Origin of the sequence: Phenylobacterium deserti (assembly GCF_003254705.1) — a bacterium.
Classification (GTDB): Bacteria; Pseudomonadota; Alphaproteobacteria; order Caulobacterales; family Caulobacteraceae; genus Phenylobacterium; species Phenylobacterium deserti.
Genome location: NZ_QFYR01000002.1, coordinates 185,715 through 212,459 on the forward strand (window position 1 = coordinate 185,715; position 26,745 = coordinate 212,459).

Consider the following 26,745-nt stretch of genomic DNA (forward strand, 5'->3'; position numbering starts at 1 on the left):
GGCGTGTCCTCACAAGGAGTTCGACGTGGCTCGACCCCTGCAACGCCCCGAAACTGCCGACCTGCACGACGGGGATGCAACTGGCGCTCCGTCGATCCAGCTCGCCGACGCGGCGAGCCTCCAAGGCGACAATCCGGTCCGGCGCATGCAGCGCGAATTGGCGGTGGCGATGAGCGGGGCAGGGGAGCCGCGCTGGTCCGCCCGCCGAACGCTCGGCTTCGTGGTGCTGACCAACGGGCTCTTCTGGGCTGCGCTAATCTGGGGCGCCGCGAAGCTCTGAACGCCTCGGCAGCCTGAAACAGAAAAGGGCCTCCCGATCGGGAGGCCCTTCTTGTTTGCGGCGCTCGGCCGCCTCAGCTCGCGTAGTACTTCTTGTATTCGGCGTAGTAGTAGCCCGGGTCGCCGTAGCCGTACTTGGTCTGCGCCTTCATATCCATCTGGGTCAGGGCGACGCCGGCGATGTGAGCGCCCGTGCCTTGGAAGAGGCGGAAGGCGCTTTCGACCGCGTGCTGCGGCGTCTTGCGCCAGCGGGTGAGGAAGACCACCGCGTCGGCCTTCGGGGCCAGCACGCGGGTGTCGGCGACCGGCAGAACCGGCGCGGTGTCGAGAACCACGAGATCGTATTGAGCTCGCAGAGCCTGCAGCAGACGGTCCATGGCGGCCGTGCCGAACACGTCCTTCGGCGTGTAGCTGCTCTTGGCGAGCGGCAGCACGTGAGCGCCGGAGGCCTCGTCCACTACGGTGGCCTGTTGCAGCGGGACGTCGCCGCTGAGCACTTCCAGGAGGCCGATCGCCGGTTCCGCCTTCAGCAGGCGGTTGACGCTGCGGCGACGCAGGTCGCAGTCGACGATGATGACACGCAAGCCTTGGATAGCGGCCGTGCGCGCCAGGCACATGGAGGTGGTGGTCTTGCCTTCGCCCGGCAGGGACGAGGTCACGGCCACGATCTTCACAGGCTCGCCGAGGCGCGCATAGGCGACAGACGTGCGCAGGCTCCGGAAGGACTCCGAGAAACTGGAGAGCGGCTTGGCCACCACATAGTCGATGGGATCGAGGTTCGAGCCCTCGGCCACGGTCGCGAGCAGCGGAACGGCTCCGAGGTAGGAGGACTCCAGCCGGCGCTCGACGTCTTCAGCCGTCGTCAGACCGCTGTCGAGCATCTCAACCAGGGTGACCGCGCCGACCCCGGCGCCCAGGGCCAGAAGAAGGCCGAGAGCGAGGTTCAACGGCACCTTGGGCGCGCTTTGGTTGGTCGGGATCTTGGCCTTGGAAACCACCCGGGCGTCCGACTGCTCGATGCCCTGCTGGGTGCTCGTTTCCTTGTAGCGGTTCAGGTAGCTCTCATAGAGCGTACGAGACGCGTCCGCCTTCCGCTGCAGCTCGTTCAACCCGACCATGGCCCGGTTGTTGGCCGCCAGGGTGCCCTTGGCGCCGCCCAGGCTGCCGCCGATCGCGCCGGCCCGCTGCCGGGCGACCTGCACCTTGGCTTCCAGGTTGGAGATGATGCGCTGGATCTCGCCTGAGATCTGGCTGTCGATGTCCGCGAGTTCGCGCTTGGCCTTCAGCATTTCGGGGTGCCGCTCGCCGTAGCGACCTTGCAGGTCGGCGACGCGCGCACTGACCTCGACGCGCTGCTCGCGCAGCTTGGCGATCACCGGAGAGCTGAGCGCTTCACCCACGTCCTCGCCCGTCGAACCGCGGGCAAGCTGGGCGCGGGCCGTGTTCAGCCGGGCCTGGTCTTCAGCCACCTGCGCCTGGGCCTGGGTGAGGCTCTGGTTGTAGTTCGAGATCTCGGACTCGGTGAGGTTGGTCCCCGAAGCGCTGAGCAGGTTGTTTGCGATCTTGTACTGTTGGACCGCCGCCTCGTCGGCGAGCACCTGACCCCGGAGTTCCGACAGGCGGGTGTTCAGCCAGCCGGTCGCCTGCTGCGTCGCGTCGAACTTCGCTTCCAGCTGTTCGAGAAGGTACAGCTCGGCGAACTTGTTGGCGATCTGCGCAGCCTTTTGCGGGCTGGTGGACTCGTAGCTGACGTTGATGATGTAGGTCAGGCCAGCGCGCTTGATGGATAGGCCGCCCAGCACATTGTCGACGATCCGCTCGTGCTGCTTTTGCTGCTCAATGGGGCTCAGGGCGACCTGGCTGGGCGCCTTAGCGCCAAACAGCGCGGCGATGCCGCCGGCCACAGCCTTGAGGCCGGTGGGCTTGGCGACGGCCGAGTTGAACTCAGGATCGCGGTCGAGCTTGAGCGCAGTGACGACCCGCTCGGCCAGTTGCCGCGACTTGAGGATCTCGACCTCGGTATCGACCACGCTGGAGTCCGCCGGCAAGCCAGAAAGCACCTGCTCGACGTTCGTGACATTCTCCTGACGCGTGTCGAGCATGACGTTCGCCGTGGCCGTGTACTTCGGCGTCGCGGAAAGTGTCAGCAGGATAGCAGCCAGGAAAACCGCGCCTGCGACGGCAAGGAACAGCCGCAGGCGGCGGCGGAAGGCGAGCCACAGCCGCCGGAGGTCGAGTTGACCTCCGACCAGGCCGGCCAGACGACCGGTGCCGCCCGGCGCGTAAGCGTCAGGCTCGAGCGCAGAAGCAGGGCTGTGTACGTTCATCAGCAGTCTCGATTTGGGCGCGCCAAGCGCGGCTTTGCGGCAGACCGCTACCAGTCTTCAAAAATCACGCCAGACCCCAACCTGGGGTCGCGACGATATGTCAGTACTGAAGGGTAAGCGTGGCGCCGACGCGGTTGACTTCGAAATCCTGGCCGCCGGCGGCGCCATCGGACTCCTGTTCGAAGTGGGTGACGCCGACGGTGAGCCCGACGTTGCGGTTCATCAGATAGGTGGCGCTTACGCCGGCCACGAACCGCTTGTCCTCGCGGTCGATGCCTTCGTAGTCGTCGTTGCCGTAGGACGCCTGCGCCCCGACGATCACGTTGCGCAGCAGCTCGTAGTCGAGTTGCGCCCCGAGGTTGCTCGACAGATAGCCGGAAGAGCCGATGATGCCGGCGTCTTCAACCGTGCGGGATCCGGTCAGGGTCACGGTCACGAGTTGCGTGGGGAACCACTCCACCTGCGCCCGCGCGCCGAGGCCGTCGATCTCATTGAAGCGGGGATCGTCGAACTCCTGATGGAGGTAGCCGACGCCGAGCTCGCCGCGGACCAGAGCCGAAAGCTCGAAGTTTGCACCGACCAGCGCCTCGTAGCCCTCGGAGTCACGGTTGACGAAGGCCGGGTAGAGGCTAGCCGAAGGATTGTTGAGACGATAGGCGCGGGTGTTGCCCGACACCTGAGCGAATAGCGCCGTGTCCGGGCTGACGGCGTACTCGGCACGGCCGGTCACGGTGTAGACGCTCCGGTCGCGGTCGTCCTGCAGCACGGGCGCGCCGGTGGTGGTGACGCCGTTTTCGTAGTCGAAGCGGCGCACGTCGAAACGGCCCGACACGCGCAGGCGGTTGAACTCGCGGATCGCGCCGATGTTGGCGGTCGACAGCTCGTAACGGATGGGTTCGAGCGTGTTGGTCGGGGAGGCGGACGACGTCCGCGGCTCAACCAGGCGCGACCAGTCGGCGCCGCCGCGCACCTGGAACGAGCGAAGGACGTCAAGGCGGCCTTGGGCGCCCACCGAGTACTCCTCGGTGTTCTCCGTTTCGAGATCCTTGAAACGGTGGATCTGAGCGCGGGCGAACGCCTGCACCATGTGTCGCGACCAAGTGGAGGTCAGCACCACTTCGGGGACGACGTGCGCGACGATGTCGTCCTGCTCGTTCACCGCGGTCGCGTAGACGTTGTCGTTGTGCTCGACGGTGGTGGTCAGCTTCGGCCAGGCCATGAAGGCGCCGGCGCGGACGCCCAGGGCTTCGTAGCCTTCATGGGGGCGCTGCCGCACGGCGATGTTGCGGTCACGGCGGAAGTTACTGCTTGTGTCGCTGGCTTGAGCCAGGGCGCCGCGGGCGGACTGGGCGTTTGCGGCGCCGCCAGCCGTCAAAGCGATCGCCAACCCGGCGAAAAGAATACGCTTGTTCGAAGTCACGTTGACGCCCCGTCAAGTTGCAGCCGCGCGCCTTGCGGGCGGCTGTCCAAATCGCTCGATGATGATCTTTTGATATCGGACGGGCGGCGTCGAGGCCGCCCGCCGTAGACTGTCGCTTAGCGGTGCTGACCGCCGCCGCCGCCGCCGCCGCCGCCGCCCGCGGCGGGGCCGCCGGCGATCGCTGCAGCGCCCACGGGACCGCCTGCCGCGCCTGCGCCCGTACCGGCGCCGCCCGTCGCACCCGGAGCTGCGTTAAGCTGCGCCGTGACGATCGCTTGCTGCGTCGTGAGGGCGGCGTTCACCGCCTGGGTCACCGCCGCTTGCGCGGTCGGGTTGGCGGCGATGCTGGGCACCGACGCCACGATGCTCGCGACGCGCGCTTGCGCCTGTTGGAGCGCCACTTGCTTGATGGCCGGATCGACGTTGGCCGTCACCTGAGCGATCGCCAGGTTAACGCGAGCCGCCACGGCTTCCGGCGATTGATCGCCTTGCGCCACCGCCGCTTGCACGGCCGCCGCGATGCTGTCGGCAAGAGCCGCGGCTTGTTCAGCCGCCGTCTGCGCCTGGGCGATTACGGGAACCGCCACGCCGCCGAGCAGAGCCGTCGCGGCGAAGAGACGCGCTGCGGCGCCGAAAGAGAGTTGCTTGAGGCTCATCGGTCCCCCCACCAGAATCCAAAGCGGCCAAGGCGCCGCTTGGTGAGCTACAGCCACAACGGCGAAGCTTTCTCAACTCCTAATAATCAACGTTATGGTAACTCACTGCTGCGGTGCACCCATTTCGGGTGAACTGTGGTCAACGAGTGACGCTTGCTTCGGCATCGTTGAGCCAAAGAGTGAGCCAGACCGCGCCCATCGGATCCCGCAACAGCGGAACCGCTTGCCTCAGTTGCTTGCGTGTTGACCACGTCCGCCCTAGCGCCAGGGTCTCCTTCTTGACCGCCTCTCTGAGCTCCGGCGGCAGCTGCTGGGCGAAGTTCAGGGCGAAGCGCACGCGCCAGCCCCCCACGTCGGGGTCCATCGCGACCAAGTCATAGGAGCGCGACAGCTCAGTCCGGGCAGTCGGGGTGAGCGTGCCGGTCGCCAGGGACTCCGCGTAGGCGATCCGTAGCCGGGCAGGGGTGTCGTACGGAAACTCTGCGAGTGCGGATCTGCTAAGCTGCACCGCTCGAGCGCGATCGGCCGCCGGCGGAGGCGCTTCCGGCGCAAGGAGCGGTTCTGCGCGCCGGTCGTATCCGGCGGCGAGACGCATCAGCGTCACGGGGCCGATCCGTACTTCACCTCCAGCGTTGAGGGCGACCAAGGCGAGGCTGGCGCTCACCAGCGTCGTGATGGCGAGCCCGGCGACCGCCGCCGTTCTGGCGGACTGAGATCGGGTGTTCATCGACGCGAACTCCCCTGTGCGAGGCTGACTTGCAGTCCGAGAAGCCAGGCCCAAAGCGCCGCCATCGAGGGCACCTGGAGGGCGAAGTCGGTAAGCCCGTGGGCCAGGAACACGACGTCCACGGCGAGAAGCGCGGCGAGCAGGCCGGTCATCCGGCTTCTGCGAAGCGCGCCGCGAAGGGTGATGAAAACGAGGACGCCGATGCAGAGGAACATCGGAGCCGCCCCCACGATCCCGGCTTCCTCGAGCCACTGGATGTACACGTTGAGGATCGCCTTGATGTTCCAGAGCACCTCGGCGTTGGACGGATTGATCAGCGTCTTGTTGACGGTCTCGGCCGTGCCGAGGCCGTAACCGAACAGCGGCGAGTCCAGGAACGCCTGCCAGTGCGCCGCCCAGATCTCGTGCCGCACCACCGCGTCTCGTTCGGTGTGGAAGGCGCGCTCGATCAGCCGGTCGCCGACCAGCCCCAGTACGAGCACCAGGGACAGGATTCCGCCGAACGCGCCGAGCAGGGCGCGGGAGATCTTCAGGCCGCCGGTGGCCAGCAGCACCAGAAGGTAGGCCGCCGCGCCCGCGAGAAACGCCAACATCGCGCCTCGTGAGGCCGACGCAAGAAGGCAGACCGTGAAGGTGAGGGCGGCCGCCGCCAGCGGCAGCAGAGCGGTAAGATCCGGCTTGCGCTCGCTCTTCAGCTTGCGCCGAAGCTCGGGCAGCGTGAGCAGAAGCAGCACGGCAAAGAAGGTGCCGGCCGTGTTCGGGTTCAGGAAGCGCGCCTCGAGACGGTGACCCTGGCTCTGATAGATCGCGCCGGTGGCCGAAGCGATGAAGGCCCAGAGGCCGAAGGCGACGCCAAACGCCAGCGTCAGGCGAACAGCGTAGCGGGCGCGGTCGTCCCGGGCGCCGCAGGCGCACCCCACCAGGAAGAGGCAGGCCAGGCCCATCAGCCGGACCAGCTCCACGATGGTGGCGGAACGGTCGATGGTGGACGATGCGCTGCCCGCGCCGACATACGACCACACCGGGTGAGCGCCGCCCGGCGTCCAGGGCGTCAGGGTCAATACGCCGACACCGATCACCAGGGCGAAAAGAGCGCCCGGCCACTCCAGGCCTTTCAGGCGCAGAAGGTCATCGCGCATGCGCGGCTGAAGAAGCGCCGCGAGCACGAAGACGGCGCTGATCGCCGCAAGGAGCAAGGCGGCGTCGTACAGAGCGCCGTATGCGAGGTGCGCGCCATAAAGCAGCACGACGCTGGCGATGGCGACCCAGCCGCCTGCTGGCGGCGGCCAAAGCTTGTCGCCGTGCGAACGGCGGCTGGCGAAGCGTGCGCTTCGACCTGACTCAATGGACGTGTTCAAGAAGGTGGCCCCCGCCGTTGCGCGGGAAGGAAGCCTATCGGATGGACGCGATCAATAGGGCGCCGCGCGGCATGTCGGCTTGCGGCTTCGGATCTTGCACCATGGCCCAGCTGAACGCCTCCCCATTCACCTGACGTGCGCCCCAGCGATAGTTGACGGCGCGCCAGGGTCGGACCCAGGGATTCAGGTTGTCGAGGACGTATTCGCCCTCTCGGGTGCTGACCAGCAGCACAGCGTGACTTTCGCCCCAGCTCGTCGTGGCGAGGGCGATGTTGAGCGCCTCGCGCGGAACGCCGACGTCCGCGAGCTGGCGCTGCTTCTCAAGCACGTAGTCCTCGCAGTCGCCGAACCCGCGTCCTTCGGCGATCGGCGCCGCCCAGTAGTCTGTCCGGCCGTAGCCTTCAGCATCCGTCCGGCGGGCGATCGCCCGGTTCACCTTGGCGTTGACACGGTTCAGCTTGGCCCAGAGTTCGGGCGTCATGGCGGGCGCCTGGCTCGCCTCCTCCGACGGGGCTCCCGGCGTGACGAACACGGCGTGCGTGGTGACGGCCTGCCGCTCGACGACGCTGGTCAGCAGCTCGGGGAGCGCTGTCAGGACGAGCGGCTGCGGCGCTGTCGGCGCAGGTGCGGAGAGGCCTGTCGCCGCTGGCGTGGCGCTGGCGCTCATGGCTTGAGCCGGGCTCAGGGCGGCAAGCAACGCCGCCCGATCCGCCTGGGCGCGGGCGGCGCCCAGGATCACGGCGCCGATGTCGGCGCCGCAGTCTTCAGGTCGACGCTGGCAGAAGGCGACATACCCCTCTGGCGGCAGGGCCGTGGCCCCCATTCGCATGGTTTGGCCCGGCTGAGGCGCTGCAAAGGCGGCAGACGCCGTCAGCCAGAGCCCTGCGGCGAGCGTGAGCCCGCGCAGAGTCCTATATTGAAACACCACACCATCACCTGATTAGTATTGTTGGTGATGTTCTACGTGAGCGGCTGTTAAGCGCGTCTCTACTGTTGTGGTTATGCGATCGTGAAGCTTTTAGCGGCCATGGTGTACGGCGCGTTTATTGACCATGTAGTTCGCGCGTTCAGCATGAATACAGGGTTCATGCGCGGCCGTTGCGTTTACATGGCGTTCAGCATATCTTCGACAACACGGTCCGATACGGCGGCCGTGAGCTGAAGCGCAGCGGCAGACCGGGCGCGAGGGGCGGCGCGAACACGGCGCCAGCGTCCTTCGTCGCCGCCCACCTGCCTCAGGCGCCACTCATAGCCGGTGAGATCCCAGCGCCGGACCCAGTCCGTCAGATTGTCGAGCACGTAGTCGCCCTGACTGGTGCGCACCAGCAGCACCGCGTGCGTCTCACCCCAGGGCGTCACGCCGATGGCGATGTCGAGCGCGTGAGGCGGGACGCCGGCCGCCTTTAAGGCGCGGCGCTTCTCGAGCGCATAGTCTTCGCAGTCGCCGACTGTGCGTCCGCTCTCGAGCGGGGTGTCCCAGAAATCAGCGACCCCATGGGTCTGCCGGTCCTCGGCGCTTTGGATAGCCGCGTTGGTCTGGCTGTTGACCGTCTTCAGCAACGTCCACAGGGCAAGGGACATCCGGAGCGGACCATCTGCCGGTTGCGCATCGACTTGCAGGCGCTCTGCGACCTGTTCGGAAGAGAGCGCCGGTTCACCCGAGACGCTGTTCAGCGTGCCGGCGCTCGGACCCACCGCCGACGGCTGCAAATCGAGCGAGGGGACCCTTGGCAGGGCAACGCTCTGCGCCTGGCGGCCGCCACACCGCGTCGGTTCGCGGCGGCAGAACTGAACGTAGCCGCGCGGAGGCTTGACGCTCGGGCCCAGTTCCAGCGCCGCGGGCGGCGAGGGCGGGGCCGCCAGGGCTGGCAAACCCGTCAGGCACAGGCCTGCAGCGAGCGGGATCACCCGCAACATCGCATGCTGAAACACCACACCACCACAGACTTCTATTTGTTGGGGTGAGTGTCCGCCGGTCCCTCTTAATGAGGCTTCTAGGGATGTGGTTAGCCGGACGTAAGCATCGGAATCGTTAAGGTTATCGCCCTGTGAAGGCGCCGCATTCGCCTGTGTTTCGAGGTCGAGCGCCAGCCTCTGGTGCGGCCGATGGACCTGCGCCATTCCATGCTTCGCCGCACTGCGGTATGTGTCGCGCGGGGACGTTGGTCTACGGAGCGGGATTGAAGATGCGACGCTTGTTGGCGCTGGCGGCGGTTGTTGTCGCTTGCATGGGTTTTCTGATGTTCGGGGGCGCGGCGTCCGTGGCCCAGGCGCAGGAAGCCGGTCGAGCCATCGCGGACTATCGGCTGGGCTCGGGCGACAAGATCCGAGTGATCACCTTCGGTGAGGAAGCGCTCACCGGCGAGTTCTTCGTCGGCGGGTCTGGCAAGGTCTCCTTCCCGCTGATCGGCGAAGTTCAAGCCGCGGGCCTCAGCGCGCCGGAATTCCAGCGCGCCGTCGAGGCCGCCCTGAAGGAAGGCTACCTGAAGGAGCCGCGTGTCAGCGTGGAAGTGCTGAACTACCGTCCGTTCTACATCCTCGGGGAAGTCACCAAGCCCGGCGAGTACCCCTACACCAACGGCCTGACCGTGCTGAACGCCGTGGCCACCGCCAACGGCTTCACCTACCGCGCCAACACCAAGAAGGTGTTCATCAAGCGCGCCAACAGCGACAAGGAGGAGGAGCTGGCGCTCACCTCCAGCACCCAGGTCGCTCCGGGCGACACCATTCGCATCGCGGAGCGCTTCTTCTAGACGCTTCGAAAAGGGCGCCGGAGACGGCGCCCTTTCTGCATCTGCGGCGTTTTCGGCCGGGCTTGTGTCCGAAAGGCACAGCTTGTGCTGGTGTTTGCCCGACGCATGCGTAACAGGGCGAGCTTGGAATGTTCGGAGGCGAGCAGTGACCGTTTATCCGGTGATCATGTGCGGCGGGTCGGGGACGCGCCTGTGGCCTGCCTCCCGTCCCACCTTGCCCAAGCAGTTCCTGCCGCTCCTGGGGCCGCTTTCAAGCTTCCAGACCACGGTTCAGCGGGTCGCCGACATCCCCGGGGCTGTGGCGCCGTTGGTGGTGGCCGGCGTCAAGCACCAGCGCTTGATCGAGACTCAGCTGCAGATGATCAGCGCCGACGGCGCGCTGCTGTTGGAACCCGAAGCACGCGACAGCGCCGCCGCGATCGCCGCGGCGGCCGCGTGGATCGAAGCGCGCGATCCTGACGCGGTGGCCGTGGTGGTGTCGGCCGATCACCATGTGCCGGATCCAGACGCCTTCTGCCGCTCGATCGCGGCCACCCTGGAGGCCGCTCGTGAGGGGGCCATTGTGACGCTGGGCATTCAGCCCACCGAGCCGGCCACGGCTTACGGCTACATCCGCCCGCAAGCTGGCGAGGGGGGCGTGCTTCCGGTCGAAGCCTTCGTCGAGAAGCCGGACATGGAGCGCGCGCGCGCCTACATGGCTGAAGGCTACCTCTGGAACTCCGGCTACTTCGTCGCCACGGCCCGGACGCTGCTGGGCGAACTCGAAGCCTTTGCGCCGGAGATCGCGGCGGCGGCGCGAAAGGGCGTCGCGCAGGCGCGGGGCGACGGCGCCCTGACGCTCGGGGAGGCGTTCCGCAGCGCTCCGAAGATCTCGATCGACTATGCGGTCATGGAGAAGACCTCTCGGGCGGCGGTGCTGCCGGTCGACTTCGCCTGGTCGGACCTCGGCGCCTGGGACGCGGTCTGGGCGGCGTCGCCGAAGGACGACCACGGCAACAGCGTCTCGGACGGCGCTCAGGCTATCGGCTCTCACAACATCCTGGTTCGCGCCACCGAAGGCGTTCACGTGGCGGTCGTCGGGGCGGAGAACCTGGCGATCGTGGTCGAAGCCGATGCCGTTCTGGTCTGTCGGATGGATGAGAGCCAGGCCGTGAAGACGGTCGCGGCGGCCGCGCCCGGCGCCCGCTCGGCCCTGACCTCGCTGAAGGCGGCGGCCGACTGGTACGAACACTGGCTGACCACCGCGGCCTTGCCGCTGTGGGCGACGCTTGGCGTTGATCCCCGCAACGGCGGCTTTCGCGAAGGCCTGACGCTGAGCGGCGGCTCGCACGATCCGTTCCGCCGGGTCCGGGTGCAGGCCCGCCAGGCCTTCGTCTATGCCGCGGCGGCCAAGCAGGGCTACGAGGGCCCTTGGCTGGGGGTCGCTCGCCGCGGCCTGGACTTCCTGCTGGCGCACGGCCGCCGGCCGGACGGGATGATCGTCAGCCAGCTGGCCGGCGACGGCAGGGTGCTGGACGACACGGCGCGTCTCTACGAGCAGGACTTCGCCATGCTGGCCATGGCGGCGCTGCATGAGCTGGAGCCCGGCAGCGGCTGGGCCGACCAGGCGACGCAGCTGCGCACAGCCATCGGCGCGATGCGGCACCCGCAGGGTGGATTCCGCGAGGCGGGGTCTCACCCTTTCCAAGCAAATTCGACGATGCATCTCCTGGAAACCGCGCTGGAATGGCAGGCGGCGGGCGGGGACGCCGAGTGGGCGGCCTTGGCCGACGAGCTCGCGGGCTTGGCCCTGGACCGCTTCATCGATCCCGAAACCGGCGTGCTGCAGGAGTTCTTCGACGCGGAGTGGCGTCCGATCACCGGCGAGGCCGGGCTGGTCGAACCGGGGCACCATTTCGAATGGGCGTGGCTGCTTGAGCGTTGGGGCGTCAGCCGCGGCGATGCGCGCGGCAGGAGTGCGGCGCGCAAGCTGTTCGAACTGGGCAAGCGTGGCGTCGACACGGAGCGCGAGGTCGCGGTGAACGCCCTGTGGGACGACCTGTCGGTGCGCGACGCGACGGCTCGCCTTTGGCCGCAGACGGAGTACCTGAAAGCAGCGCTCATCCTTGGGGAGGAAGGCGACGCCCTGATGGCGTGCCGAGGTCTGGCGCGGTACCTGGACGTCCCCACCCGCGGCGCCTGGCGCGACAAGATGCGGCCCGACGGCAGCTTCGTGGACGAGCCGGCGCCCGCCAGCAGCTTCTACCACATCATGGTCGCGCTCCAGGAGCTGTTCGACACGGCGCGCCGCGTCGGTTAAGCCGGCGTCGCCGCGTCCGGGGCCAGCCGGGCGGCGCAGGCCTGCTCGACGAGCCGCTGCAGGACGCCGACCCTCTCGATCAGCCAGGCCAGCTCGTCCGGCGTGATCCGGTAGTGCGGCGAGTAGCGGGCGTCCACATAGGCTCGGCGCAGCAGCTCCCAGCTGCGCTGGGCGAAGCGGCTGTCGCGCGGCCAGGCCTCGATCAGCTGCGGCGCGACGCGCTCGGCCTGCGAGCGCAGGAAGTTCAGCTTGTGGGACTTGGGGCTGTAGAGCGTCAGGACCAGCAAGAGGCAGTGGTAGAGGCGCTCGGTGGCCTGGTGGAGCAGGAAAGCACTCTCCTTCAGCATCTCCCTTCGCGCGCCGTCTACGGCTAGCTGACGGAAGTTCTCTGCGCTTTCGAACCACTGCTCAAAATAGCCCTGCGCCTCGTGGCGGGCTTCCTCGGGGGAGAGCGGCTGGGGCGCGTCGAACGGGTGGTCGGGAGCTTCGTAGAGGGCGACGCCGTCCTTGATGATGTCGGTGAAGAACGGGCGGCCGCGCTTGAGCTGCCTGTTCACGTCGGAAAGGGCGTGGACGATGAAGTGGGAGGGCGCGGTCAGTTCGCGGCTGATCTGGTAGGCGCGCAGCAGGTGGTCGTCGGCCGGGCCCCAGTACTCGGCGAGGTCGGCGAGTTCCTCGTGGTTGACCACCACCAGCAGGTCGTAGTCGGAGGTGTAGCCGCCGATCGGGTCCTGCACCCAGTCGCCGCGGGCGTAGCTGCCGTACAGCACCACCTTGAGGATGCGGCCGGCCTTGCGGTGCGGCGCCGTCTTGCCGGTCAGGGCGTCCCCGAACTCGGCGAAGAGGATCTCCACGATCCGCGACAGCTCGCGGCGCTTGGCCTCCGGCAGATGGTCGAGACTGGTCCTCACCGGGCCTTCCGTGTTGCGGCGCTGCGGCGGAGCGCCGTGGGCGTTCTTGCGAGTCTGGACCAAGCGGCGCTGCGGTCCAAGGGGCAGGTCTACGGAGAGTCTCGCTGAGTCGCGGGCCCGCGTCTTGGACTTGGCGGACCGGCCGGCCTTGCGCGGTCGCTTCGGGCTGGATCTGGACCGGGCCGGGGCGGCGGCGCAACGGCCGGCGCGGCTTGTCTTCCCCTGGGCCGGGCGGCCCATTCCTCGCGAGGCAAGAAAGCCGCGCCCCTGGCCGTCTTGCTGGCGGCGGGCTTCGCCTGCGCCGCTGACCCTGGCCCGGTCCGGTCGATCGCCATCGCGGCCGCGGCAGGCGCGGCGCGGACCCTCAAAGGAGACTATCCCATGGCGACCATCGGCACCTTCGTGAAGACCCCGGACGGCAGCTACGCCGGCTCGATCAAGACCCTCAGCCTCAACGTCAAGGCCGCCCAGCTGCGGCCCAACGAGAAGGGCGACGACAAGGCCCCGGACTTCCGGATCTTCGCCGGCCAGACCGAGTTCGGCGCGGCCTGGAAGAAGACCTCCCGCGAGAACCGGGACTACCTGTCGGTGAAGCTCGACGACCCCAGCTTCCCGCAGCCGATCTTCGCCTCCCTGGTGGAGGCCGAGGAGGGCTACAGCCTCATCTGGTCGCGGAGCCGCACCGTCAACTGAACCGCTCCGATCTGCGCCCCGCCGGCATCCGGCGGGGCGCCTGCGCTTCCGGACCTGACGCCCGCCGCGCCCTGCGCGGCGGGCGTCCTGCCGTGTTTGGGTTCTTCATCTGCCCGGCTGGGGCGCGCCCGGGCGGCGCGGCGGGTGGACGGCGCGGGGCGCGTAGGCTTGCGCCTCGTGGCGGCCGAGGGGAGGGGGCAGTCTGCTTGGGGTGTGGGAGCGCAGGATAGCCTTGCCGGCAGCGTGTAGACACAAGGACGCGAGATGACGGTGCTCAGCACCCGGATCCCGGACGGGCTGGCGGCGCAGGTCGAGGCGCTGTCGCGCCCGGCAGGCGGGCGCTCGGCCTGGCTGGCGCAGCTGGTCCTGTCGGCGGTGGCGCGCGAGGGGGGCGGGTGCGGAGCGGCGGCGGGCGAGGCGCGGCGGCTGGCCGGCGGGCGGTCGGCGCGGCTGATGGTGCGGCTGTGCGAGGCCGATGCGGCGGCGGCGCGGGCGGCGGCGTTGGCCATGGGCCTGTCGCGCTCGGCCTGGGCGGCCGGGCTGGTGGCGGCGCACCTGCGGGGCAGGCCCTGCTTCGGGCGGGACGAGGCGCGCGCCCTGCTGGCGATCCAGGGCGAGCTGCGGCGCATCGGCGTCAACGTCAACCAGATCGCCCGGGCCCTGAACGTGGCGGTGCTGGAAGGGCGGGTGCTGGAGCTGGAGCTTTCCGCCGTCGCCGACCTGAGGGCTGAGCTGCGCGCCCAGATGGGCGGCCTGCGGGCCGCCGTGGCCGGCAACCTGGCGGCGTGGGAGACCCTGTGGTGAGCGACTTCCGCCTGCTGCGCGGCTTCGAGGAAGCCTGGCGTCCGCCGGTGCGGCTGCAAAGGCCCGAGACGGTGCTCGGGGCGGGCGGCGGCGCGGCGGCGCGGGCCCGGCTGGCGCGGCTCGTGAGGCGGGCGCCGGAGGTGATGGTCAAGGTGACCGGGCGGACGCGGGATGCGGGGCACCTGCGGGCCCACCTCGAATACATCACCCGGCGCGGGCTGCTGGAGGCGGAGGGGCCGGACGGTGTGGTGTCGGGCCGGGACGAGGTGCAAGAGACGGCGCAGGCCTGGGCGGACGCCACGGAGATGGAGCCCCGCCGCTGGGCGGGCGCGCCGCTTAGCCTGTCGCTGGTGCTGTCCATGCCGGCCGGAACGGACGCGCTGCGGCTGCACGCGGCGGCGCGGGCCTTCGCCCAGGAAGCCTTCGGCGACGAACGGGACTGGCTGATGGCGCTGCACACCGACGCCGACCATCCGCATGTGCACCTGACGGTGTGCGCGCTGGGCTGGGACGGGCGGCGGCTGAACCCCCGAAAGGCCGACCTTGAGGCCTGGCGGCAGGGCTTCGCCCGCGCCCTGCGCGATCACGGGATCGAGGCCGAGGCGACCCCGCGTCGGGCCCGCGGCGTCGCCCGCAAGGCCGAACGCGGCGCTGTGCGGCGGATGCGCGAACGCTGGGCGGCCGGGCAGGGGGCGGCGCCGCGGGTGCTCGCGTCGGCGCTGCGGGAGGCGGCGTCCGGCGGGGTGGAGGAGGGGCCCTGGGCGGCGGCCCGGCGGCGCCGGGCGGTGGTGCAGGGGCTCTATGCCGCCCAGGCCCTGGCGCTGGCCCGCGCCGCCGACCCTGCCGACCGGGCCCTGGGCGCTCAGCTGGCCGCCTTCGCCGCCGCCATGCCCGAACCAGAGACCCGCCGCGAGCGGCTGGCGAGGGCCCTGCGCCGGACGGTCGATCGAGATGCGCTCGGGGGCGGGCCGGATCGCAGCCGGGGGCGGTGAAGCCGGACCGGACGCGACGCGGCGCCCTCTGGCGAGCGGCGTGGGAATCGGGAAGGAGCAGGCGGTGTCCGGTTCCGTACCTGTCCTGTCCGAAGCCGATCCCGCCGAGCTGGAGCGGATGGCCGCCGCCCTGGAGGCCAGCGGCCGCTACCGGGTGCTGCGTAAGCTGGAGGACTGGTCGCCGGTCGCGCCGCCGTCAGGCGCGCCGACGCGGCTCGGGCTGTTCGTGGACGTCGAGACCACGGGTCTCGATCCCGCCCGCTGCGAGATCCTCGAGCTGGCCATGGCGCCCTTCACCTATGGGCTGGACGGGACGATCTATTCGGTCGGGGCGCCGTTCCACGGCCTGCGCGAGCCCTCGGCGCCGATCCCGCCGGAGGTGACGGCGCTCACCGGCCTCACCGACGAAATGGTGGCCGGGCGCCGGATCGATCCCGCCGAGGTGGCGGCCTTCGCGGCGCCGGCGGCCCTGGTGGTGGCGCACAACGCCGGCTTCGACCGCCGTTTCCTGGAGCGGTTCTGCGAGACGTTCACCACCAAGCCCTGGGCCTGCTCGATGAGCCAGGTGGACTGGGCGGCGGAAGGCTTCGAAGGAACCAAGCTCGCCTATCTCGCCGGCGGCGCGGGGTTCTTCTACGAGAAGCACCGGGCCACGCATGACTGCCTGGCGGCCATCGCCCTGTTGGGCCGTCCGCTGCCGCGCAGCGGCGCGCCGGCCCTGGCGCGGCTGCTGGAGGCGGCGCGGGCGCCGGTCTACCGGATCTGGGCGGAGGGCGCGCCCTTCGACCTGAAGGATCAGCTCAAGGCGCGCGGCTATCGCTGGAACGGCGAGAGCAACGGCTTGCCGCGGGCCTGGTGGCGGGACGTCGCCGAGGCGGAGCGCGCCGACGAACTCGCCTGGCTGCAGGCCGAGATCTACCGTGGCGAGGTGGATCTGCTGGTCCGGCGGATCGACGCTCACGACCGGTTCTCCGATCGCTGCTGATCACGGGGGTACGCGTGCGGCCGGGTATCGCAAGGGAATCGCACGCCTGTGCGGCTAAGCTCCGCCCATGAAGCAGCATACCGGCGATGAGATCCGCACGATCATGGCGGAGATGCCTCCCGCGGCGATCGAGGCTCTGCAGACGCCCCATCGGGATCATCAGATCACCGAGCGCGAGGCGCGCTGGTGGGGCTATCTGATGTTCGCGCGGACCGGCGCCTACGAGGGTGAAGCGTTCACGGTCAGCGTCATGGGGACGGGCGGGACGTGGACCCAGCGCTTCCTGGACTACGTTCTTGCCGACCGTGCGTCGGATGCCCGGTGGGGCCTCAAGCGGAAGGCTTGGCCGGAGAGCGGCTTCGAAAAAGTCGCCTAGGTGTGAAGGTCTGCTGCTGACTCTTAGCTGACCTTAGGTAGGTCCGCTCTCGGGCGGCTCGAAATCTCGATTCAGTGCGTCGGCTGCTGAGCCTAGCTGGCGTTCAGGGCTTCCGCCCACCCCCCAGTGGCGCAAACCAGCCCTGCATGCCCAAAGGTGATGGGCCTTGGAACACCAAGGACGGTTGAACGTGGAGCGAAGCTCACATGAACAGGTCACGTTCTCGCTCGAACAACGCAAGTACCTCATCAGCGACGACCCGGATGGAGGCGTCCTTCCGGTCACGGCTGCGGGTCAGGAGGAACACTTCCTTGCTTGAAGGCACCGCTCCAAGATCGCAAATGCGCAACAGTGGGTCAGCGCGTCCGATATAATGAGGGATCAGGGCGAGACCGACGCCAGAACGTGCGGCGATGGCTTGTAGGAACTGATCCTTGGCGCGAAAGGCGACGCGAGCGCGCGGGAACTGTTTGGCCATCCAGGTTGCCTGGGAAAGGTAAGCGTCGGCCTCATTGAACCCGATCAGGATCAGATTGCCGCCCTCCTCGACCGCGCGACAGGTCTCTTCCGTTCCGTAGAACGCGTAGCCGACGGTGGCCAGCGGACGCGCCAGGACATCCCCGTCCTTCGGCTTGTCGAAGCGGATCGCGATGTCGGCTTCATGCCGTTCGAGGCTGACGGATCGCAGCGCAGGCGCGAGATCGATCTCCAGCCCTGGGTGACGAATGGCGAGAGCCGGGAGACGCGCGGAGAGGAAGCCGCCGGCAAGGCCAGGGGACGAGTTGATGCGCACAAGGCCCAACGGAGCGCCGTCCTGCAGGCCTTGGCTGAGGATTTGAGCCGCCTGCTCCATGTCGCTGGCGGCCTGAAGCGCATGCGTGCCGGCCGGCGTCAGCACATAGCCTTCAGGCCGCCGCTCGACGAGCTTCTCACCAAGACATGCCTCTAAGGAATGAAGCCGACGCGAGATGGTCGCGTGGTTGACAGACAGGCTTCGTGCAGCGGCGGACAGGCTCCCGTGCCGTGCCAGCACCACGAAAGTCCGAACATCCTGCCAATCTAGATCTGTGCGTTTTTTATCAGCCATTGATCAGAGATAGCGAATTTTCGCGCCCTCGGCAGCGCCCTACATCCGCTCACCAGGCAAGCATGAAGGACGCTCAACAATGTCGGACATCAAGAAGGTAGCCATTGTCACGGGCGCCTCGCAGGGCATCGGCGAGGCTATCGTGAACGGGTTCCGCGCGCGCGGTTACGGCGTGGTCGCCACCTCGCGCTCCATCCAGACCTCAGCTGATCCGGATCTGGTGACCGTCACCGGCGACATAGGCGACCCAGACACGGCCAAGCAGCTCGTCGCGGCCGCGCTGGAGAAGTTCGGCCGCATCGACACGCTGGTGAACAACGCTGGCATTTTCATCGGCAAGTCGTTCACGGACTACACGGAGGCGGATTACCGGCTGAAGTCGAAAACCAACCTCGACGGGTTCTTCTTCGCCACCCAAGCCGTCATCCCAGTGATGCTGCAGCAGGGCAGCGGCCATGTGGTCCAGATCACGGCTTCCACGGCGGAGTTCGCCAGCTCGCGTTCGCCGGCCTTCATCGCCATGCTGACCAAGGGCGGCATGAACGCCGCCACCAAGAGCCTCGCGATCGAGTACGCAACCCGCGGCATCCGCGTGAACGCTGTCGCCCCTGGCGTCATCCGCACGCCGATGCACGACCCCGCGAGCGTCGAGCAACTGGGGGCCTTTCACCCCATGAACAAGCTGGGCGAGGTCGAGGATGTCGTGCGCGCCGTCCTGTACCTGGAGGATGCCGCATTCTCCACGGGCGAAATCCTTCACGTGGACGGCGGTCTGATCGCTGGCCGCTGATCCTACTCAGGAGAGAGCGCCGGCGGCGCTCTCCGTTGCTTCCGGAGACCTCCAATGCCGATCGTGAACATCTTCGTCACCCGTGAGGGAACCAGGCCAGGTGCAGACCAGACCACGGCCGAGCAGAAGGCCGCGATCTACAAGGGCGTCGCGGATCTTCTCTTCGACGTCATGGGGAAGCCCCGCGAAGAAACAACCGTAATCTTCCACGAACATCCGATCGAAGACCTGGGCCAGGGTGGCCTGCCGCTGGCGGACTATCGCCGCCTGCACGCTGCCTACAGCCAGCCAAGCGCCTGAAATCGCGTCGCCAAGCGTCCCGCTCGATCAGCAGCCGGCAGACCAAGGACACCCTCGTGGGGCGGGCGAGCCGGACCGGGTTCATCCCGCATCCCGCCCGTCGGCTCCACCCGGGCCCTCTCAATCCGCGCGCCTTCTGACGAGCCGATGTTCCACTCCCCCCACAAAGAGGACTAAGCCGAATGACCACTGCTCATGTGGAGGCCTACTTCAATGCCCTGAGCACCAGGGACAATCTGCGGATCGTTCCGCATCTTGCGGACGATATCGTTCTTCGCGGTCCGATCTTCCCTGAGCCAACCCTCGGGAAGGACGCGGTCGTGGAGGTCCTCACGGGCTTCCTAGAGACGATCGATACCTTAGAGGTCAAATTGAGGTTTGCTTCCGACCGCGACGTGGCCGTGTTCTTCTCATTCACGTGCGACGGCGTTACGGTCGACGGTAACGAGCACCTGCACCTCAACGAAAACGGTTTCATTGATCAGATCGAGGTAGCGTGGCGGCCGCTTCCCTCAGCCGTCCTCGTCCAGGAAGTGTTCGCCAATAAGCTCGGTTTTGCGCCGATGCGTCTTGTTCCCGCGTCCGAAGTTTGAGGTGAGCGACTAGCCCGGCGTTCGGATGGTCGTCTGCAAGCTGATCGATCACGTTGCGCCGGGCTAAAGCCTCGTTGGCAAGGGATAAGCGCCAGTTGGCATGATGCGGACCTTACAGGTCAGGGCTCCAACGTCTGCTTGTTGGCAGACCGCCCATGTCTGCTTCTGGCGCGAGGCAGAACTGATGGACGTAGAATGATGACGAGGGACGAAGGCCAACGCAGGAGGCGTTCATGGCCACCCTTCGGCGGGGTCGCTGAACGACCTCGTGCTCTCGCGGGCTAGGAGGCGCTTATGGGTCCTGCAGATGCACTACTCGGCTTAGCGTTGCTGGTTAGCGGCTCGCAAACTAGCTCTGGCGTCGGTTGCCTGCCCTCGAAGCTCGAACCACTGCGGCCGATGCCGGCTGGCACCCGCGCTCTGACGGAAGCGGAGACGCGGCAAATGCTTGTAGGGAACGTTCTTTGGGAACCGGGCTCGATGCCGCCACACGCCCATGACGCGTCGTATAAAGCGCACCTCAGGCCTGATGGCTTGTTCCAGTACGCAGGCAGCAATGGCCTTGCAGTGTCACCGCCTGAAGCCCGACCGTACCATATCGCTGGCAACGAACTCTGCCTGGAAGACATCTGTCGGAGGTTCTTCCTCGAACCAGGCGGACTCATCCTAGCCGCCGATCCGGCAGGAGACGTCTCCTTGGCCTATCCCGCGGTGATCAGCCGCGAAGAGACAGACCCACCACGGTGCGCCCCCATCGGCCGACGCTAAACCCGCTGCTTCAACGCCGGACCCGCAGCAGGATCGTGCGCGCTTCCCACCCATCGCTTGATCGTTCTGCGTGGCAGGCCATCGGTGTTACGCCGAGATCCTGAAGGTCCGCTTCTGAGCCGGCAGTCGATGTCCGCTCTTGGCGCGCAGCTGACCTTAGGGAACGTCGAGCGACGCTGCGAGATGGTCTACGATCGCCCTGACCTTCGATGATGGCCGCGGTCCTGCGGGGAAGACTGCGTACACTTCCGCCGGATCGAGCTGATAGGCTCCAAGCAGCTGTTCAAGCTGACCGCTTCGCAGCTCCTCTCCTGCCATCACGCGGGTCGCTAACGCGATGCCCAGCCCCGCCACGGCGGCCGCCAGCACGCCCGGCGCCGAGTTGATCCAGAGCCTTGCAGACACATCGACGGCCGTGACGGTCTGGTTGTGGCTGAAGCGCCAGCTTTCACGACCGAACAGGCCGTGCTGAAGGATGCAATCGTGCCGGGCGAGCTCAGCCGGAGTTGCTGGCCGGCCGTTCGCCGCCAGATAGGCGGGTGACGCGACCACCAGCCTCGCGACGCGCGCGAGGCGGCGGGAGCCGAAGGTGGAGTCCTCCAGTGGTCCGACCCCGATGCGTAGGGCGACATCCACTCCGTCGGTGATCAGGTTTTGGCGCGCGTCGCTCATAATCATCTCGACCCGAAGCTCCGGATGCTGCGCCAGGAACGGCGCCAGGGCCGGGATGACCGCACGGGCGCCGTAGAGCACCGGCGCCGCCAAGCGGATCACGCCATGCAGCGAGTCTGCACCCCGGGTTGCCTGCTCGGCCTCCTCCATCTCCGCGAGCAAGTACTTCGCGCGCTCGAGATACAGCGCCCCTGCGTCGGTCAGCGAGACGCTGCGGGTGGTGCGCAGCAGCAGCGTCGCGCCCAGCCGCGCCTCTAGAGCGCTGATGATCCGCGAGACCGACGGCTGCGAGAGCTTCAACTCGCGGCCGGCGCGCGAAAGACTGCCGCTCTCCGCGACACGCGCGAACACCGCCATCTCCTGCCAGCGATCGCCCATTCGAAACTCGGATAGATGTTGTTCGAATGCGGTGGATACACCGACGGAGCTGAATGGCCTAGTTCTCGCTCATGGCGGCTTCACCGCCATACAGCCCGCCCGCGCCTCAGGATCAGGCGGGGGGGACTGGCACCGTCCCGCAAGGATCACGTCTTCATGCCGATCAAGATCTATGGCGACCCCGGTTCGGGAAGCCTTCGCCGCGTCACATCCGCAGCCGCGATCATGGGCGTCGCCCTCGAGCGCGTGAACATCGACCTCTTCAGGGGCGAGAGCCAGACCCCCGATTTCCTGGCGCTGAACCCCCATGGCCTCTCGCCTGTGATGGTCGACGGCGATTTCGTTCTCTACGAGTCCTCGGCGATCAACCTCTACCTCGCGGAGAAGGCGGGCGGCGAGCTGCTCGGGGCCTCCACGCGCGAGCGGTATGAGGTGCTTCAATGGATGTTCTGGTCGGGCGAACAGTGGCGGATATTCGCGACGCTCACGTTCGATGAACGGATCGGGAAGCGCCTCATGGGCCAGCCCGAAGATGAGAGCATCGTCCGATTGGCGTTTGCGAAGATCCGGGCGGGCGCGGCCGTGCTGGACGCGCATCTAGCGGATCGGCGCTTTGTTGTCGGTGATCGGGTGACCTTGGCGGACCTCGACATCGCAGCGCCCTTCTCCCAATCCCACCGGACGAAGATACCGCTCGGTGAATTCCCGAACCTCGTGGCTTGGCAGCAGCGGTTGCTGGAGACGGTGCCTGCGTGGGCTCAAACGAAGCGTGAGGTCGATGCGCGGATCGATGGCGCGCTCGAAGCCGCCGGTATCCAACTGTGAGCGCGGAAGGCTCGACCATGGATCACGAACTCTTCTGGATCAGCGGCAGCCCCTACGCTTGGCGGGTACAGCTGGCGCTCGAATACAAGGGCGTGCCGTACGCCTCTCACCGTATGGAGCTGGCCAAGCAGGAGCATAGCTCGCCCGCATTCCTAGAGCTTAATCCGCGAGGCAAGGTGCCGGTGCTCAAGACAGGCGGCGCGGCGCTCTACGAGTCCGTGGCGATCATGGCCTTTTTGGACCGCACCTATGCTGCCGTGCCGCTGTTCGGCCAGACGCCGCAGGAGCACGGCCGCATCTGGCAGCGCGTGAACGAGTTCGAGAACTACACTCGCGATCTGCTCGTGGAGGTCGTCCGCCCATTGTTACGCGGCGAGGCGACGAACGATCCTCAGGGCATGCGGGCGGCCGCCGTTCGCGCGTACGACGCGCTCGGTTGGATAGACGAGGCGCTGTCGATTACGCCCTATCTGGCGGATGACCACATCACGGCAGCCGACATCGTCGCCCTGCCGCATATCCAAATGCTGCGCCGGGTCTCAGCGCGCCCGGAGGCTGTCGAGATGGCGCTCGGCCTCGAAGACCTCGGTGCGCGTCTGCCAGCACTCGGGGCCTGGTTGTCGCGGTTAGAAACGATGCGGGGCTACGAGGCTGCCTATCCACCCCACTGGCGGAGGTGAGCAGGGGCATGCAGGGCGGGACGGCTGAACGTCTGCTTGTAGGCTGCTAACCAAGGTCCCCTCTTGGCGCATAGCAGATCTGCCGTGGATCCGACCTGGACGGCAGGGATCATCTGCGGAGCGGGCGGGATCAACTCAGCTGCGAGCAGGAAGCGGAACCCGGCTACCGCGGCGGGCAGGGTGAACTTCGTCCAAAACACCAACGACGAGGGAGCGCTCGCCCACCGGCCTGCCGACAGGAGGGTGAGCGCCGCCATCTGTGTGCAGCCGCGCTCGGGCCGGCGCCCTACTGCTCGAGGTAGGTCGCCTTGAGCTTGGCGAGTTCGGCCGGGCCCACCCCTAGTTCTTTCTGGAGGTAGACATCGAACCCGCCGTGACGGCGATCAATCTCGTCGAAGACCGCTTCCAGGTATTCCGGCTCGACGCCCTGGAAGACCTTGACCACCTCAGGGGGCAGGCTGGCGAACATGCGCATCTCGGCCGTCGGGGCGCGGTTCGCAGCCGGGGAGAGGTTCATGCGGTAGTAGCGGTTCGAAAGCGCGTAGTCGGCCAGCACCGTCTCGCGTGGCACGCCCAGCGCCGTCAGCACCAGGCCGGTGGCCACCCCGGTGCGGTCCTTGCCCGCGGAGCAATGGTAGAGAACCGGCCCCTCCGCCGAGAGTAGGGTCTGGAAGAGCTCGCGGAACTGCTCTCTGTGGCTGTCGAGAATGCCGGGATAGAAGGCCGCGAAGGTTTGGCGCGCCTTGGTTTCGTTGATGCCGCCAGCGAACGCCTTAGCGAAGCCGCTCATGTCCATGTCGTAGTCGCGGGCCTTGATGATCGGCTGACCAGCGCCAGGCCAGCGCGTCGGCTCGTTCGCGCGTTCACCCTTGGAGCGCAGGTCATGAACGGTGCGGATGCCCAGGCTGCCTAGCTCGTCGGCTTCACCCGGCGCGATCTGCGAAAGGCCGGCCGAGCGGTAGATCACGCCCCAGCGGACGCGGCGGCCGTCGATCGTGCGGTAGCCGCCGACATCGCGGAAGTTCTGCACGCCCTCGACCGGCAGGACGCGTTCGGCCACGTGCAGGGTCTCGCCCTTGGCGCCCCGCAGCGTGACGTAGAGCCGCCGGCTCGCGGGCGCCGCCAGTGTGTGGCGGCCATCCCGATCGTCGTTCGAGACCAGCTTGAGCGCGGAGGCGGGGGCGTCGGGCCGTTCGGCGACCAGGACGTCGACCGCCGCGTTCGGGCTCGCCTTCCAGGTGACGGTGAGCGTGTCGCCGGTCCGTTCAACGGCGGCGTCGGAGACCTGGGCGAAGGCGGACGTGGAGACGAGCAGGCTTGCGCTCGCCAGCAGTGCGAGAAGACGCATGGTTTGGGCTCCGTGATCAGGGTCAGTAGGTGAAGCGGAAACCGGCCATCCAACGACTGCCGATCTGCTCGACTTCGCTTGGATGGTTCTCGTCGCCCTCGTAGGCGATGTAGGTCTCGTCGGTGAGGTTGTTGGCGTCGACGAACACGGAGAAGCGGTCGTTGAGCGCATAGCGGACCGAGAGATCCAGGCTCTCGTAGGCTTTCCGGTACTGGTCGCCGTAGCCCACAAGGCTCAGGGTATCGACCCAGTCGTCTCGCCACTGGTAGCTGAGACGCGCGGACAGGCCGTGCTTCTCGTAGTAGACCGACGCGTTGACGATGGTGTTCGAAGTTCCCGGGAACGGCGCCGTGCGGCCGTCCGGCGTCTGGAACTCGCCGTCAAGGAACGCCAGGTTCCCCTGCACGCCGAGGCCGTCGAACGGCGCCGGCAGGAAGACGAACTGCTGCAGATAGGCCAGTTCCAAGCCGTACAGCTTGCCGTCGTCGCCGTTCAGGGTGGTGGTGTAGTCGTAGCCGCTGCGGTTGATGCCGCCGGCGTTGTAGCGATCGTCGCCGACCACCGTGGTGCTGTTGAACAGCACATTGTCCACGTGGCGGTAGAAGGCGCCCACCGAGACCAGACCCGCGCCCGGCAGGTAGCGCTCGAGCGAGGCGTCGAGACCCCAGGTCTTCTCCGGCTCCAGGAGCGGGTTGCCGCCCGAGACCACCTCGTTGACGTCGCTGACCGACGCGCCGGTGCGCACCGTCCCGAACGACGGCCGCGAAATGGCGCGTTGCGCGGCCAGTCGCAGGAGGAGGTCCTCGGACAGCTCGAACTTGGCGTTCAAGCTGGGGAAGAGCTGGGTGTCGTCATTCTCGACCTTCAGCGGAGTGACGACCGCCCCTGCGGTGACGAACCCTTGGATGGTCTGATCCAGACGCTCGACCCGCAGGCCGGCCACCACTTCCGCCGGCCCGGCCCGGAACTTCGCCATGCCGTAGCCGGCCAGCAGCTTCTCCTCGATGGAGTAGCGGTCGGAGGGCGCTGTGTTGACGGACGGGTCGTAGCGGCCGGCGGTTTGCAGCGCAGCCAGGCCCGAACGGATGTCCGCGGTCATGCGCTCGTTGTCGACGTAGTTCACGTCGAAGCCGCGCGGGAAGCCCGAATCCCAGGGCCTGTCGGTCACGTATGCGCCGGGGTTGAAGCTGAGACCAACGGTGGGGAACAAGGCGAAGATCGCCACCGGCGGCGCGACGCCGGAGAGAATGGCGCCGTCGATCTGGCGGTCGTCATACTGGGCGCCGAACGAGACCTCGACCTCCTGACCGTTCCACTGAAGGGCGCGCGTGGCGTCGGCCTTGTAGATCCAGCTCTCCGAGGTGACGGCCGAGGTCAGCGGCAGCACCAGGTTCTGGTTGAAGTTGCCCTGATTGAGCGCCGCCAGCGGCGCGCCGCGCGCAAACGATCCCGCGGTGGCGCCGGGGACAGTGCCGAACAGCGTGATCACCGGCAGGTTGGGGTCTGACAGGTCGTAGCTGAGCGAGGGGCGCAGGGCGACCGATGAGGAGGAGTATTGCTGCAGCACCAGCGGCAGGTCGGTGGTGTTCTCCGTCTCAGTCTGGTTGACCCGCCAGGAGGTGGTCCAGCCGCCAATCTGGTGATCGCCGCCGATGGTGTTGATCAGGTTCCAGTTGCGGTACTTGCCGTAGTTGAAGCTGCCCCGCACCGGGACGCCGACAAGGTCGCCCCGGCTGGCGCCCCGCACGCCCGAAGCGGCAGAGCCGATCTGGAAGACGTACTGGTTGCGCTGCTCGTCGTCGTTGAACTCGGTGTAGAGGGATTTCGCGAACACCGAGTGGCCGTCGGCCGGCCGGAATTCAATGGTCCCCATCAGCGCGTTGTTCTCGCGCTCCACGAGGTAGTTGCGGACGTCGATCGCGCTGGCCACGCCCGCGGCGTCGTAGTCGAACTCGCGATTGTCGGTGGTCTGCTCGCGCAGATAGTGCGAGGCGGCGGCGGCGAAGCCCCACCTTTCGTCCGACCAGGAGACGCGGGCCGAATACTGCTCCTGCTTGCCGCCGCCCAGGTCCATTTCCCCTAGGCCGAGGTCGGCCGAAGCGCTGAAGCCAGGGCGGTCGAACGGCGACAGGGTGCGCAGGTTTACGCGGGCCACCACGGACTCGGCGGAAAGATCCGGCGTCAGCGACTTGTTGACCTCGAGCGCGCTCAGGATAACGGCCGGAACGGCGTCGAAGCGGAAGGCGCGCTGCCCGCCCGCCTCATCCACGCCGATGACCGTGATCCCGTCGATGGAGACGCTGGTCCAGCGGTTGGGCGCGCCACGGACCTGAAGATAGCGCTCCTGGCCCTGATCCCGCTGAACAGCCACCGCTGGAACCCGGGCGAGCGCGGCGGCCGAGTTCTGATCGGGGAACTGGCCGATGTTGTCGGCGGCCACGATGTTCACAAGGTTGTCGGCCGCGCGCTGCTGCTGGAGCGCGGCCATCTGGCTTCCGACGATGGAGCCGGTGACGATGACCTCGTCCACCGTGTCATCTGGAGCCTCAGCTCGGACGACCCCGGCGCTCAGCGCCAGAACGGCGGCGCCGGCGAACAGTTGGGCGGCGCAGCTCGAGCGAGCGGGCCGCGGGCGGATAATGAACATGAGGTCCCCCGAAAAAATTCAAGGGCCGACTACCCGTCGAACATGTGTGCGGTGCAACGATACGGCGACAATTCCGT

General features: G+C 67.7%; 25 protein-coding genes. 13 read left to right on the forward strand and 12 right to left on the reverse strand.

Features of this window, described 5'->3' with window-relative positions; translation table 11 throughout:
• Positions 1–25 precede the first annotated feature (25 nt).
• Complete coding sequence (locus tag DJ018_RS10585; RefSeq protein WP_133254269.1) at positions 26–280, forward strand: hypothetical protein; 255 nt, start codon at positions 26–28, stop codon at positions 278–280.
• Positions 281–353: 73 nt separating this feature from the next.
• Here the strand turns inward: DJ018_RS10585 and DJ018_RS10590 are convergent, their stop codons facing one another.
• From DJ018_RS10590 to DJ018_RS10620, 7 genes are all read right to left on the reverse strand, one after another.
• Complete coding sequence (locus DJ018_RS10590; RefSeq protein WP_111514928.1) at positions 354–2,606, reverse strand: GumC family protein; 2,253 nt, start codon at positions 2,604–2,606, stop codon at positions 354–356.
• A 100-nt stretch (positions 2,607–2,706) separates the two neighbouring features.
• Positions 2,707–4,026, reverse strand: a complete 1,320-nt coding sequence (locus DJ018_RS10595; protein WP_111514929.1) for an outer membrane beta-barrel protein — start codon at positions 4,024–4,026, stop codon at positions 2,707–2,709.
• Positions 4,027–4,142: 116 nt separating this feature from the next.
• The gene (locus DJ018_RS19180; RefSeq protein ID WP_165842878.1) at positions 4,143–4,682 is read right to left on the reverse strand and encodes a hypothetical protein; all 540 of its coding nucleotides are present in this window, start codon (positions 4,680–4,682) and stop codon (positions 4,143–4,145) included.
• Between the two features lie 139 nt (positions 4,683–4,821).
• A complete protein-coding gene (locus tag DJ018_RS10605; protein ID WP_111514930.1) occupies positions 4,822–5,409 on the reverse strand; it encodes a hypothetical protein in 588 nt (195 codons plus the stop codon).
• Positions 5,406–6,767, reverse strand: a complete 1,362-nt coding sequence (locus DJ018_RS10610; RefSeq protein WP_111514931.1) for an O-antigen ligase family protein — start codon at positions 6,765–6,767, stop codon at positions 5,406–5,408. Before DJ018_RS10610 ends, DJ018_RS10605 begins: the two co-directional genes overlap by 4 nt.
• A 34-nt stretch (positions 6,768–6,801) precedes the next feature.
• Complete coding sequence (locus tag DJ018_RS10615) at positions 6,802–7,596, reverse strand: transglutaminase-like cysteine peptidase (protein WP_111514932.1); 795 nt, start codon at positions 7,594–7,596, stop codon at positions 6,802–6,804.
• A gap of 275 nt (positions 7,597–7,871) precedes the next feature.
• Positions 7,872–8,888 carry a transglutaminase-like cysteine peptidase gene (locus DJ018_RS10620; protein WP_111514933.1) on the reverse strand — a complete coding sequence of 339 codons (1,017 nt, stop codon included), beginning with the start codon at positions 8,886–8,888 and terminating at the stop codon, positions 7,872–7,874.
• Between the two features lie 65 nt (positions 8,889–8,953).
• Here DJ018_RS10620 and DJ018_RS10625 point away from each other — a divergent pair, with 65 nt between their 5' ends.
• Both DJ018_RS10625 and DJ018_RS10630 read left to right on the forward strand, forming a co-directional pair.
• Positions 8,954–9,520 (forward strand): polysaccharide biosynthesis/export family protein, encoded by a 567-nt coding sequence (locus tag DJ018_RS10625; protein WP_111515288.1) that lies wholly within the window; start codon positions 8,954–8,956, stop codon positions 9,518–9,520.
• Positions 9,521–9,665: 145 nt separating this feature from the next.
• Entirely contained in the window at positions 9,666–11,819 is a 2,154-nt protein-coding gene (locus DJ018_RS10630; protein ID WP_111514934.1) for an AGE family epimerase/isomerase, read from the forward strand.
• Here the strand turns inward: DJ018_RS10630 and DJ018_RS10635 are convergent.
• The gene (locus tag DJ018_RS10635) at positions 11,816–12,793 is read right to left on the reverse strand and encodes a HEPN domain-containing protein (protein WP_240609515.1); all 978 of its coding nucleotides are present in this window, start codon (positions 12,791–12,793) and stop codon (positions 11,816–11,818) included. The two genes, DJ018_RS10630 and DJ018_RS10635, sit on opposite strands and share 4 nt — an antisense overlap.
• A 318-nt stretch (positions 12,794–13,111) precedes the next feature.
• Here DJ018_RS10635 and DJ018_RS10640 point away from each other — a divergent pair, with 318 nt between their 5' ends.
• The 5 genes from DJ018_RS10640 (at position 13,112) to DJ018_RS10660 (ending at position 16,580) form a co-directional block, all read left to right on the forward strand.
• Positions 13,112–13,423 (forward strand): DUF736 domain-containing protein, encoded by a 312-nt coding sequence (locus tag DJ018_RS10640; protein ID WP_111515289.1) that lies wholly within the window; start codon positions 13,112–13,114, stop codon positions 13,421–13,423.
• Between the two features lie 264 nt (positions 13,424–13,687).
• A complete protein-coding gene (mobC, locus tag DJ018_RS10645) occupies positions 13,688–14,227 on the forward strand; it encodes a plasmid mobilization relaxosome protein MobC (protein ID WP_111514936.1) in 540 nt (179 codons plus the stop codon).
• Positions 14,224–15,219, forward strand: coding sequence for a relaxase/mobilization nuclease domain-containing protein (locus DJ018_RS10650; RefSeq protein WP_240609516.1), 996 nt, complete (start codon positions 14,224–14,226; stop codon positions 15,217–15,219). The genes mobC and DJ018_RS10650 overlap by 4 nt, the downstream gene beginning before the upstream one ends.
• Before the next feature lie 64 nt (positions 15,220–15,283).
• The gene (locus DJ018_RS10655; protein WP_276309825.1) at positions 15,284–16,204 is read left to right on the forward strand and encodes a 3'-5' exonuclease; all 921 of its coding nucleotides are present in this window, start codon (positions 15,284–15,286) and stop codon (positions 16,202–16,204) included.
• A gap of 67 nt (positions 16,205–16,271) precedes the next feature.
• A complete protein-coding gene (locus DJ018_RS10660; RefSeq protein WP_111514938.1) occupies positions 16,272–16,580 on the forward strand; it encodes a hypothetical protein in 309 nt (102 codons plus the stop codon).
• 202 nt (positions 16,581–16,782) lie between these two features.
• Here DJ018_RS10660 and DJ018_RS10665 read toward each other — a convergent pair whose 3' ends face one another.
• Positions 16,783–17,667 (reverse strand): LysR family transcriptional regulator, encoded by an 885-nt coding sequence (locus DJ018_RS10665; protein ID WP_111514939.1) that lies wholly within the window; start codon positions 17,665–17,667, stop codon positions 16,783–16,785.
• Positions 17,668–17,746: 79 nt separating this feature from the next.
• Here DJ018_RS10665 and DJ018_RS10670 point away from each other — a divergent pair, with 79 nt between their 5' ends.
• The 3 genes from DJ018_RS10670 to DJ018_RS10680 all read left to right on the forward strand — a co-directional run bounded on the left by DJ018_RS10670 (position 17,747) and on the right by DJ018_RS10680 (position 19,350).
• Complete coding sequence (locus DJ018_RS10670) at positions 17,747–18,457, forward strand: SDR family NAD(P)-dependent oxidoreductase (RefSeq protein ID WP_111514940.1); 711 nt, start codon at positions 17,747–17,749, stop codon at positions 18,455–18,457.
• Between the two features lie 54 nt (positions 18,458–18,511).
• Positions 18,512–18,757, forward strand: coding sequence for a tautomerase family protein (locus tag DJ018_RS10675; protein ID WP_111514941.1), 246 nt, complete (start codon positions 18,512–18,514; stop codon positions 18,755–18,757).
• Between the two features lie 182 nt (positions 18,758–18,939).
• A complete protein-coding gene (locus DJ018_RS10680) occupies positions 18,940–19,350 on the forward strand; it encodes a nuclear transport factor 2 family protein (RefSeq protein WP_111514942.1) in 411 nt (136 codons plus the stop codon).
• Positions 19,351–20,274: 924 nt separating this feature from the next.
• On the opposite strand, the gene DJ018_RS10685 is transcribed toward DJ018_RS10680, so the two are convergent.
• Positions 20,275–21,168, reverse strand: coding sequence for a LysR family transcriptional regulator (locus DJ018_RS10685; protein WP_165842879.1), 894 nt, complete (start codon positions 21,166–21,168; stop codon positions 20,275–20,277).
• Positions 21,169–21,324: 156 nt separating this feature from the next.
• Between DJ018_RS10685 and DJ018_RS10690 the strand changes: the two genes are divergently transcribed.
• Positions 21,325–21,993, forward strand: a complete 669-nt coding sequence (locus DJ018_RS10690; protein WP_111514943.1) for a glutathione S-transferase family protein — start codon at positions 21,325–21,327, stop codon at positions 21,991–21,993.
• A 17-nt stretch (positions 21,994–22,010) separates the two neighbouring features.
• The gene (locus DJ018_RS10695) at positions 22,011–22,673 is read left to right on the forward strand and encodes a glutathione S-transferase family protein (protein ID WP_165842880.1); all 663 of its coding nucleotides are present in this window, start codon (positions 22,011–22,013) and stop codon (positions 22,671–22,673) included.
• Positions 22,674–22,959: 286 nt separating this feature from the next.
• Here DJ018_RS10695 and DJ018_RS10705 read toward each other — a convergent pair whose 3' ends face one another.
• Both DJ018_RS10705 and DJ018_RS10710 read right to left on the reverse strand, forming a co-directional pair.
• Positions 22,960–24,021 carry a tyrosine-protein phosphatase gene (locus DJ018_RS10705; protein WP_111514946.1) on the reverse strand — a complete coding sequence of 354 codons (1,062 nt, stop codon included), beginning with the start codon at positions 24,019–24,021 and terminating at the stop codon, positions 22,960–22,962.
• Positions 24,022–24,043: 22 nt separating this feature from the next.
• On the reverse strand, positions 24,044–26,668 hold the full coding sequence (locus tag DJ018_RS10710) for a TonB-dependent receptor (protein WP_111514947.1): 2,625 nt from the start codon (positions 26,666–26,668) through the stop codon (positions 24,044–24,046).
• Positions 26,669–26,745 lie beyond the last annotated feature (77 nt).